Source organism: Sphingomonas sp. (genome assembly GCF_040398505.1).
Taxonomy (GTDB): Bacteria; Pseudomonadota; Alphaproteobacteria; order Sphingomonadales; family Sphingomonadaceae; genus Sphingomonas.
Genome location: NZ_JBBATX010000004.1, coordinates 50,368 through 60,193, shown reverse-complemented (window position 1 = coordinate 60,193; position 9,826 = coordinate 50,368). Strand labels below are relative to the sequence as shown.

Annotated in this window: 8 protein-coding genes; 4 read left to right on the top strand and 4 right to left on the bottom strand. The window is 68.8% G+C overall.

Annotated features, from left to right (window positions below; genetic code table 11):
• Nucleotides 1–320 precede the first annotated feature (320 nt).
• The 4 genes from ABWP09_RS01350 to ABWP09_RS01335 are packed head-to-tail and all read right to left on the bottom strand — an operon-like array spanning nt 321 to nt 4,344.
• Nucleotides 321–1,133, bottom strand: a complete 813-nt coding sequence (locus tag ABWP09_RS01350; protein ID WP_353203369.1) for a ferredoxin--NADP reductase — start codon at nt 1,131–1,133, stop codon at nt 321–323.
• 18 nt (nt 1,134–1,151) lie between these two features.
• A complete protein-coding gene (nudC, locus tag ABWP09_RS01345; RefSeq protein ID WP_353203368.1) occupies nt 1,152–2,000 on the bottom strand; it encodes an NAD(+) diphosphatase in 849 nt (282 codons plus the stop codon).
• Nucleotides 2,001–2,023: 23 nt separating this feature from the next.
• Nucleotides 2,024–3,346, bottom strand: coding sequence for a serine hydrolase domain-containing protein (locus tag ABWP09_RS01340; protein WP_353203367.1), 1,323 nt, complete (start codon nt 3,344–3,346; stop codon nt 2,024–2,026).
• Nucleotides 3,343–4,344 (bottom strand): A/G-specific adenine glycosylase, encoded by a 1,002-nt coding sequence (locus ABWP09_RS01335; RefSeq protein ID WP_353203373.1) that lies wholly within the window; start codon nt 4,342–4,344, stop codon nt 3,343–3,345. The genes ABWP09_RS01340 and ABWP09_RS01335 overlap by 4 nt, the downstream gene beginning before the upstream one ends.
• Before the next feature lie 50 nt (nt 4,345–4,394).
• On the opposite strand from ABWP09_RS01335, the gene ABWP09_RS01330 reads away from it, so the two are divergent.
• From ABWP09_RS01330 to ABWP09_RS01315, 4 genes are all read left to right on the top strand, one after another.
• Nucleotides 4,395–4,946 carry a DUF721 domain-containing protein gene (locus tag ABWP09_RS01330; RefSeq protein WP_353203366.1) on the top strand — a complete coding sequence of 184 codons (552 nt, stop codon included), beginning with the start codon at nt 4,395–4,397 and terminating at the stop codon, nt 4,944–4,946.
• On the top strand, nt 4,943–5,671 hold the full coding sequence (locus tag ABWP09_RS01325; protein WP_353203365.1) for a thioredoxin domain-containing protein: 729 nt from the start codon (nt 4,943–4,945) through the stop codon (nt 5,669–5,671). The genes ABWP09_RS01330 and ABWP09_RS01325 overlap by 4 nt, the downstream gene beginning before the upstream one ends.
• A 23-nt stretch (nt 5,672–5,694) precedes the next feature.
• Nucleotides 5,695–6,441 (top strand): thioredoxin domain-containing protein, encoded by a 747-nt coding sequence (locus tag ABWP09_RS01320; RefSeq protein ID WP_353203364.1) that lies wholly within the window; start codon nt 5,695–5,697, stop codon nt 6,439–6,441.
• Between the two features lie 29 nt (nt 6,442–6,470).
• Nucleotides 6,471–9,826 (top strand): chromosome segregation SMC family protein (locus tag ABWP09_RS01315; protein WP_353203363.1); only part of this gene is annotated, 3,356 nt, incomplete at its 3' end.

Below are 9,826 nucleotides of genomic sequence, written 5' to 3'. Positions count from 1 at the left end.
GGCGGGCACGGTTTGCGCCCGGATTTCTCGAAGTGCCAATTCTGTCAAAGAGCGTTGCTGGGCGATGCTGACAGAGGATGAGGGTGTAGGACACCCCCACCGTTCGCCCTGAGCTTGTCGAAGGGCAGCGTGCAACACGTTAGGCGGTGTTTGTGGCACGCGGGGCTTCGACAAGCTCAGCCCGAACGGGGGGTGGTTTGATTCATCGGCATTCGCGCTCATGTCGAGCGAAGTCGAGAAACCTTTTCCACCCGGTGTGCGGGGTGTCTCGACTTCGCTCGACACGAACGGGGGGAGGGGTGCTTGAACCCCCAACCCCCTCACCCGACGAAAGCACGCTCCACAACAAACTGCCCCGGATTGCTCCGCGTGCCCTCGCGCAAGCCAGTACCTTCCAGAATCTCGATCATCTCGCGGTTGAAATCGATCGAGCCGCAGATCATCCAGCGCGTCGTGCTCAGATCGCCCGCCGGCAAGGCGACATCGGCGGCGAAGCGGCCGTCGCGGATGCGGTCGGTGACGCGGCCCTGGCGGTGGAAGCTGCCGCGCGTCACGGTCGGATAATAGGTGAAGCGGTCCTTGAGCAGTTCGCCGAAAATCTCGTCGCTGCGAATGTCTTCCTCGAGCAGCGCGTGATAAGCGAGCTCTTCCTTCTGCCGCACGGTGTGCGCGATGACGATATGGCCGAAGCGCTCATGCGTGTCGGGCTCGCGCAGCACCGAGAGGAAGGGCGCGAGGCCGGTGCCGGTGCCGATCATCAGCAAATGCTCGCCCGGTTCTAGCGCATCGGGAACGAGCGTGCCGGTGGGTTTACGCCCGAGCAGGATGTGATCGCCGACCTGCAGATGCTGCAGCCGCGAGGTGAGCGGGCCGTCCTTCACCTTGACCGAGAAGAATTCGAGATGGTCCTCCCATGCCGGGCTGACGATCGAGTAAGCGCGCATCAGCGGCTTGCCCTCGGGCGTGCCGAGCCCGATCATGATGAATTCGCCCGAGACGAAGCGGAAGCTTTGCGGGCGTTCGATGCGGAAGCTGAACAGCGTCTCGGTCCAGTGATGGACCCAGGTCACTTTCGGGCAGAACAGGTCCTTGGCTTCGGCGATCGCCTGAATGTTAACGTTGATATCGGTCATTCGTATACCTTTTCGGGCTTAGTCGTGCCCCGCGGCCCACGCCGTTAGCAAGGTATGCGCGATGGCGTAAGGTGGCGGCGGCAGAAACGGGCCGTCTTCCCCCGCCAGAACCGCGCGCACGACAGCGCGTTCCACCCAGATCGCATCTTCGAGTTCATGCGTGTCGAGCGTGATCGCGTCATCCTCGGCCATGCCGACACACGCGATCATCAGCGAGGAGGGGAAGGGCCAGGGCTGGCTGGCGATATAGCGCACATTCGATACGCGCACGCCCGCTTCTTCCATGATCTCGCGCACGACGGCTTCCTCGATCGATTCGCCGGGTTCGAGGAACCCCGCGAGCGCGGAGTAACGGCGCGGCGGGAAAGCGGGCTGGCGGCCCAGCAGCGCGCGGCCGTCATGTTCGGCGATCATGATGACGACCGGATCGACGCGCGGGAAATGCTCGGCCTGGCAATTCGGACACGTGCGGCCCCAGCCCGCGCGGAACATCGCGGTCTGGTGCCCGCAATTGGCGCAGAACTGATGGCGGCTATGCCAGTCGAGCACGCTGCGCGCGGCGGCGTAGGTCGCCGCTTCGCCCGGCGCGAAGGCATCGAGCATCCCGAACAGCCGCATCGACCGGCCCGCCGGCGCGCGCATTCCGGGCGTGTAAGCGGCGAAATGTGGGCGCTTCGCGTCGTCGAGGCCGAGCAGGACGAGTTCGGCATCGTCGGGTGCATCGGCAAGCGTGGTCCAGCCGAGCAGGCCGTCGCCGATCAACTCGGGCATGAACGCGTCGAGCTTCAACAGCCGTGCGCGCCAGTCACCCTGCGCCGCCGCGAGCGCGTCGGCATCGTGGCGCAGCGTATCGGCACGATCGAGCATGCCGCCGGTAAAGCCAGGTGCGATCACTTGGCGTGCGCGGCGTCGGTCAGCAGCGCAGCCATGGTTTGCTTGAGCACTGGATATTTCTCGCCCGGAAAGTAATTGACCATGATCGTGCCGCGCGTCCTGGTGATCGGGTTGACCCACGCCTTCGATCCGGCCGCCCCGCCCCAGGCATAGGTGCCCTTGGGCGCGCCGCCGGGCGAATCCTCGAGCACGACCGATCCGCCCGCGCCGAACCCGGTTGTGCCGTTGGTCGATCCCTGATTGGTGTAGCTGACACCCGTTGGCAGCAGGTTGGACATCATCAGCTCGGCGGTTTTTGGCTTCATGACGCGGACGCGGCCAATGCTGCCCTTGTTCTGCAGCATGTGCAGGAAACGATCATAGTCGCGCGCCGACATCACCAGACCGGCACCGCCATAGGGAAAGGTCGGTGGCTGGAGCCAGACCGAGGTCGCGCCGGGATCGAGCGCGACGCGGCGATCGGAGAGCAGCGTATAGTTGGTGGCAAGCCGCGCCGCGTCGCGCTGCGGCACCGTCCAGAAGCTCGAGCGCAGCTGGAGCGGATCGAAGATATGCCGCTGGACGAAGCCGTCGAAGGGCTCGCCGCTGGCGACCTCGATCACGCGGCCCATGATGTCGAGTCCGATCGAATAGCTCCACACCGTCCCCGGCTCGGCAATCAGCGGTTGCGCGGCGACTGCCTTGGCGAAGGCTTCGAGCGAGCGGGGGCGCAGTGGGCGAGCCTGTGCCTCGCTCGCCGCATCCGACATCGCCGGGACCAGCCCGAGCCGGAGATACTCCTTGTCGACCGGTCGGCTGAAGATCGGTGCATAGGCCAGCCCGGCGGTATGCGTCAGCAGGTTGCGGATCAGGATCGGGTGCGTCGCGGGGTGGCTGGCGAGCCCGGTCGGGCCATCGACGACGCGCATGGTCTTGAACTCGGGGATATATTTCGAAACCGGATCGTCGAGGCCGATCTTGCCCTGTTCGATCAGGATCATCGCCGCGGTGGCGGTGACGGGCTTGGTCATCGAATAGACTCGCCACAGGCTGTCGGGCCCGGCGGCTGGCGCGTCGGGTGTGTCGCTGATCTTGCCCGCGCGGACGAACTGCGTCGGGAAATCGCCGACGCCGAAGCCGCCGACGATGCCCGGCATCTTGTCGGTTGCAACGTAGGAGTCGAACAGCGCCTGCGTCGCGGGCAGGGTGCGCGATTTGGCTGGGGCCGCGACGGGTGCGGGCGACGACACTTCCTGTCGTACGGCCTGGCCGGCGAGCGCGGTGCCGGCGAGCAACACGGCGAATGCGGTGGTCGAAAAGACGTGCCGGAAAATCTTCATGTCGCTCTCCTGATCGCTGCCGCCGCCTTGGCGAAAACGGTTGGTAGCCCGACCGAGTCGAGCTCGGTCAGGGGCCACCATGCCCCGACCGCGACATGCCCATCTGCGCGCACGACCGCAAGCGCCAGTTCCAAGCGGAAGTGCGTGAAGACGTGCGCGACGGTGTCGCGCAGCATCCGCCAATCGGCGTCGAACGGCGGATCGGCGAGGCCAGGGGGCGTATCGGCCCACGGCCCGGTCGGCAGCGCACGCATCCCGCCGAGCAGCCCGCGCGGCGGGCGGGTGACGAGCAGGACCTTGCCCGCCTCCTCCGCCCAGAAGATCGTGCCGTAGCGTTGCGGCTTGGCGGCCTTGGCGGGTTTGACGGGGAAGCCTTCCGGGTTGCCGGCGCGGTAAGCGACGCAATCGGCCGATAGCGGGCAGCCGAGGCAATGCGGGCTGCGCGGGGTGCAGATCGACGATCCCAGGTCCATCATCGCTTGCGCGAAATCCCCGGCGCGTGCGTCGGGCGTGATCGTATCGGTCGCGTCGCGCAACGCGGGCATTGCGGCGGGGAGCGGCTGCGCAATCACGAACAGCCGCGCAACGACGCGTGCGACATTGGCATCGACCACCACCGCACGCTCGCCAAAGGCGATCGCGGCGATGGCGGCGGCGGTATAGGCACCGATCCCGGGCAGTTCGCGCAAGCCCGCTTCGGTTGCCGGGAAGCCGCCACGCTCGACCACGGCGCGCGCGCAGGCGTGGAGATTGCGCGCACGGGCATAATAACCGAGCCCCGCCCAGGCCGCCATCAGATCGGCCTCGGGCGCCGCCGCGAGTGCTTCGACGCTCGGCCAGCGCGTGACGAACGCGGCGAAGCGCGGTGTGACGGCGGCGACGGTGGTTTGCTGGAGCATGATCTCCGACAGCCACACGCGGTACGGATCGGGCGCGTTGCTTCCGGGAGCGGCACGCCACGGCAGCGCGCGGGCGTGCGCGTCATACCAGGAGAGCAGATTTGCAGCGATTTCGGATGGGCGCTTGGCGGACACGCCCCGCCTATGGCATGGACGGCGCGATGAGCAAACGCGGCCCCTCCGCCCCCCCAGTGAATCGGGCATCGGTTGAGAAGCCGCGCGGCGGGCGTGCGCGCTCGGTCGCGGAGCTGCTGCCCGACGCCGGACGCGCGGCGTTCCGTCGCTTCGGCTTTGTGCAAAGCGCGGTGGTCAGCCGCTGGGGCGAGATTGTCGGGCCGCGCTACGCCGGGGTGTCGACGCCCGAATCGATCCGGTTTCCGCAGGGCGAACGCACCGGGGGGACGCTCAATCTTGTGGTGCGCGGGGCGCATGCAACGATGATGCAGCATATCGCGCCCGAAGTGATCGAACGCGTCAACCGCTTCTTCGGTTATGCCGCCGTCGCCCGCGTGCAGATCCGCCAGGGCGATGTGCCGGTTCCCGCGCCGCGCGCCGCGCCGCCGTCGCTCCGGCCCGTGCCGGTCGAGCTCGGCGCGAGTCTCCGCACGATTGCCGATCCGGAATTAAAGGCAGTGCTTGAGGCGCTTGCGGCGGGCGTCGCGGCATCGCGCGGCGCGCCGGTGATGGGAGTGGAGGAATGAAGCGGCTTGTGACGGCGGTCTTCGCGGCGGCGATCCTGGCGGTTCCGGCGGCACAGGCCGCCCCGGTCAAGAAGGCGGCACCCGCAAAGCGTGCCGCAGCGCGGCCCGACTGGGTCCACACTGTCGTGCGCACACCCGAGGGCGGGATGCGGATGGGCAATCCCGCGGCGAAGGTGAAGCTGATCGAATATGGCGCGCGGACCTGCCCGACCTGCGCGGCGTTCACCGTGGGCGGCGCGCCATTGCTGACCAAGGCCTATGTCGCGACCGGTCAGGTCTCCTACGAATTCCGCGATTATCCGATCCACGGCGCGATTGATCTCGCGCCGATCCTGCTTGGTCGCTGTGTGCCGAACCGCGCGTTTTTTCCGTTGCTCGACGGGATGATGGCGAACCAGCGCGCGCTGATTGGTCGTCCCGGTGAGATTCCGCAGGCGAAGCAGGAGGAATTGCAGAAACTGCCGCCCAATGCGGTCGCGGCGTATCTCGGCGAATTCTATGGCTATACCGATTTCATCGTGAAGGCGGGGTTGCCGGCCGCGCGCGCGAAAGCGTGCCTCGCCGATCGCAAGGCGCTGGATGCGATTGTCGCGCAGGCCGCCGCCGCCAACACAGCCTATACCATTCCCGGCACCCCGACCTTCATCGTCAACGGCGTCGTCGCTGACAAGGTGGTCGACTGGACCGGGCTGGAACCGGTGCTGCGCGCCGCGGGTGCGAAATAATCTTTCTGTCTGGAGTGTCTGCCATGAAATTGTCCTTCCCCGTCGTCCTGCTGGCTGCCGTCGCGCTTGCGTCGTGCGGCAGCGGCAACACTGGCGGCAACGTCGTCGCCGCTGCGCCGGTCGCGGCGAAGGCGGCACCCGCGGGCAAGAGCTGGATCGAAACCGTCGTCAAGACACCCGATTTCGGCTATCGCATGGGCAACCCCGATGCGCCGCTCAAGCTGGTCGAATATGGCTCGCGCGCGTGTCCGTTCTGCGCGCAGTTCGATGCCGAGGGTTTCCCGTTGCTCAAGGAAAAATACATCGCGACGGGCAAGGTTTCGTTCGAATTCCGCGATTACCCGATCCACGGCCCACTCGACGTCGCACCGATCCTGCTCGGTCACTGCGTCGATGAAGCGGTGTTCTTCCCGCTGCTCGATCAGATGATGGCGAACCAGCAGACGCTGCTCGCCAACGAACAGGCGGTCGGGCAGCGGATTCAGGCGATGCCGGGTGCCACCCCCGCCGCAATCGCCACCGCCTTTGCCGAGGGGCTGGGCTATCTCGATTTCGTCAAGCAGCGTGGCGTACCCGAAGCCAAGGCGCGCGCCTGCCTGAACGATGCCGGCCAGCTCGATGCGCTGACCAAGGCCACCGCCAAGGCGAATGACGATTATAAGGTCGCCAGCACGCCGACCTTCATCCTCAACGGCACGCCGGTGGTATTAAGCCCGACCGGCGCGGCATGGCCGCAGCTCGACTCGGTGCTCAAGCGCTCCGGCGGCTGAGCCGGGAAGCCGGGCGGGGGGCCTGACGCGTGCAAATCAAGCGGTTGCGATTGTCGGGGTTCAAGAGCTTCGTCGACGCGGCTGACTTGCGGATCGAGCCCGGGCTGACCGGGATCGTCGGGCCCAATGGCTGCGGCAAGTCCAATCTGCTCGAAGCGCTGCGCTGGACGATGGGGGAGACGTCGGCCAAGTCGATGCGCGGCGCGGGCATGGACGATGTCATCTTCGCGGGTACCAACACGCGGCCCGCGCGCGATTTCGCCGAAGTCGCGATGCTGATCGAGGCGGCGGGCGAAGAAAGCGAGATCGTCCGCCGGATCGAGCGCGGGGCGGGCTCGGCCTACCGGATCGACGGGCGCGATGTGCGCGCCAAGGATGTGGCGTTGCTGTTCGCCGATTCGGCGACGGGTGCGCATTCGCCCGCTTTGGTCAGCCAGGGGCGGATCGGCGCGATCATCTCCGCCAAACCGGCCGAACGCCGCGCGATGCTCGAGGAAGCCGCCGGGATTGCGGGCCTCCACGTACGCCGCCGTGATGCCGAGCAGAAATTGCGCGCGACCGAGGTCAATCTCACCCGCCTCGACGAGCTGATTGCCGATCAGGATGCGCGCGCCAATGCGCTGCGGCGGCAAGCGCGGCAGGCCGAGCGCTATCGTGCGCTGTCCGAGCAGATTCGGGTAGCGGAAGCGCGGCTGATCTTCGCGCGCTGGCGCGATGCGCAGGATGCGGCGGATGCCGCCAAGGCGGCGGCGGCGCAGTGCGAGACGCGAGTCAGCGCGGCGGCCGAGGCGCAGCGCGCGGCGGCGGCGCATTGTTTGGCGGCGAGCGAAGCCTCGGCCGAGGCGCGCCAGGCCGCGCAAAGGCTGCGCGAAGCGGCGAGCGAGGCGGGGCATCGGCTCGGCGGCTTGCGCGCCGAACAAGCGGCGGCGGCGCGGCGCGTGAGCGAAGTGGCGGCGGCGCGGCTGCGGCTGGCCGAAGATCGCGCGCGCGAGGGGTCGCTCGCCAGCGATGCCGCCGAGGCGATTGCGCGGCTGGCCGAGGAGACCAAGGCGATCGAGACGCGGCTCACCGAAACCGTCGCGCGCGTGCCCGAATTGGAGGCGCGGCTGAACGCGGCCGAGCGCGCCGGGCGCGATGCCGAGGTGGCGCTGGCGCAAGCGCTTGGGCTCCAAGCAACCGAGGCGGCCGATGCGCGCGTGGCCGAGGCGGCGCTGGCGGCGGCACGCGTGCGGGCGGAGCGCAGCGCGCGCGATCTGGCGCGCGTGACGGCGGAGGTCGCAGCGCTGGGGGATGCGGCACCGTTGCTGGCCGAGCGCGCAGCAGCCGCAGCAGCGCGGGCGCAAGCGCTGCGCGAAATCGAGGATGCGCGCGCGGCGCTGACGCGTGCCGATGCGGACGAACGCGGGAGCATCGATCAGCGTGACCGCGCGCAGGCGTCGCGGGCGGCGGCGCATGCCGATTTGTCGGCGCTCGACAGCGAAGCGGTGGCACTGACCAAGGCAACGCGGCGCGACGGGCGCGAACGGCTGCTCGATCAGCTCCGGCCCGATTCCGGCTATGAGCGCGCCTTGGCGGCGGCGCTCGGCGACGATCTGGAGGCGGGGCTCGATCCGGCGGGCGAGCGCTTTTGGGCGGGGGCGGATGTTGCGCCGGGCGATCCGGCCGCGCCCGATGGCACGGTTGCGCTTGCGCGCCACGTCGCAGCACCCCCGGCGCTCGCGCGGCGGCTCGCACAGGTTTTCGTGGGCGATACGGATGAGGGTGTCGCGCTCGCGGTCGGGCAGCGGCTGGTGACGATGGCGGGCGTGCTGCGCCGCTGGGACGGCTATGTTGCCAAATCGGGCGGGGCGGCGGCGGCCGAGCGGCTCGAACGGATCAACCGGCTGCGCGCGATCGAGGCGGCGCGGCCGGCAGCGGTCGATGCAGTGGCGGCGGCGGACGGCGAACTCGCGCGGATCGACGCGGCGATCGCCGCCGCGCGCGCGGCGGCGCTGGCGGCGCGGCGGTCGCTGGAACAGGCCGAAGCTGCCGCACGCGAGGCGGCGCGATCCGAGGACCGCGCGACCGCCGCGATCGAGCGGATCGAGGCGCAGCGCGCCGATCTTGCCGCGCGTCAGCAACGCACCGTTGCCGAACAGGACGAGGCCGCGTCCGAAGTCGCACGCGCGACGGCGGCGCAGGCCGCGCTCCCCGATGGCAGCGCGACGCGCGGCCGGGTGCAGGCGCTGTCGGGTGAAGCCGATGCGCGGCGCAGTGCGATCGCGACCGCGCGCGCCGAGCGCGCCGGGCTCGACCGCGATGTGAGCGCGGCGCGCGAACGTCTCGCCGCGATGACGGCAGAGGCCAAAGGCTGGCGCGGCCGCGCGGGCGAGGCGGCGCGGCGGATCGCCGAGATGGACACGCGCGACGGTGATTTGGCGGACGAGGCGGCGGCGTTGCAGGGACGGCCCGAGGCGCTGGCGGCGGAGATTGTCGGGCTCGAAGCGTCGCATATGGCCGCGCGCGCCGCGGCCGAGGCGGCGGCGGTGGCCGAGCGCGCCGCCGAGACCGCGCTACGCCAGGCCGAGACGGTCGCGTCCGCCGCCGGCGAAGCGCTGGCGCAAGCACGCGAAGCGCGCGCCGGCGCTGCGGCACGCGCGGAAAATCAGGAATTGCGCCGGGTCGAGATGAATCGCCTGTCGGGCGAACGCTTCCAATGCCCGTCGGTCCTGCTCCCCGAGCGCGTCGGCTTCGATGGCGCCGAGGTGCGCGAGCCGGGCGCGGAATCGGCGAGCCACGACAAATTGCTGGTCGATCGCGAACGGATCGGCCCGGTCAATCTCGTCGCCGAAACCGAACTCGCCGAACTCGAGGCGGCCAGCGTCGGCAACGCCGCCGAGCGCGAGGAATTGGGGCTGGCGGTCAACCGGCTGCGCGGCGCAATCGGCACGCTCAACCGTGAGGGGCGGCAGCGGTTATTGGCGGCGTTTGAGGCGGTCGACGGGCATTTCCGGCGGCTGTTCACGACGCTGTTCAACGGTGGCCAGGCGCATCTCGAATTGATCGATTCGGACGATCCGCTCGAAGCCGGGCTCGAAATCATGGCGCAGCCGCCGGGCAAGAAGCTGCAGTCGCTCACGCTGCTGTCGGGTGGCGAACAGGCGCTGACCGCGGTCGCGCTGATCTTCGGGCTGTTCCTGACCAACCCCGCGCCGATTTGCGTGCTCGACGAAGTCGATGCGCCGCTCGACGATGCCAATATCGAACGCTTTTGTGGGCTGCTCGACGCGATGACGCGCGAAACGCAGACGCGCTATCTGATCGTCACGCACAATGCCGTGACAATGAGCCGGATGCACCGGCTGTTCGGCGTGACGATGGTCGAACAGGGGGTCAGCCGGTTGGT

Bases quoted from the DNA above. Each gene is read 5' to 3' on its own strand.
- ABWP09_RS01350 (WP_353203369.1), bottom strand. From the start codon at position 1,133: ATGACCGATATCAACGTTAACATTCAGGCGATCGCCGAAGCCAAGGAC.
- ABWP09_RS01340 (WP_353203367.1), bottom strand. From the start codon at position 3,346: ATGAAGATTTTCCGGCACGTCTTTTCGACCACCGCATTCGCCGTGTTG.
- nudC (WP_353203368.1), bottom strand. From the start codon at position 2,000: ATGCTCGATCGTGCCGATACGCTGCGCCACGATGCCGACGCGCTCGCG.
- ABWP09_RS01330 (WP_353203366.1), top strand. From the start codon at position 4,395: ATGGACGGCGCGATGAGCAAACGCGGCCCCTCCGCCCCCCCAGTGAAT.
- ABWP09_RS01325 (WP_353203365.1), top strand. From the start codon at position 4,943: ATGAAGCGGCTTGTGACGGCGGTCTTCGCGGCGGCGATCCTGGCGGTT.
- ABWP09_RS01320 (WP_353203364.1), top strand. From the start codon at position 5,695: ATGAAATTGTCCTTCCCCGTCGTCCTGCTGGCTGCCGTCGCGCTTGCG.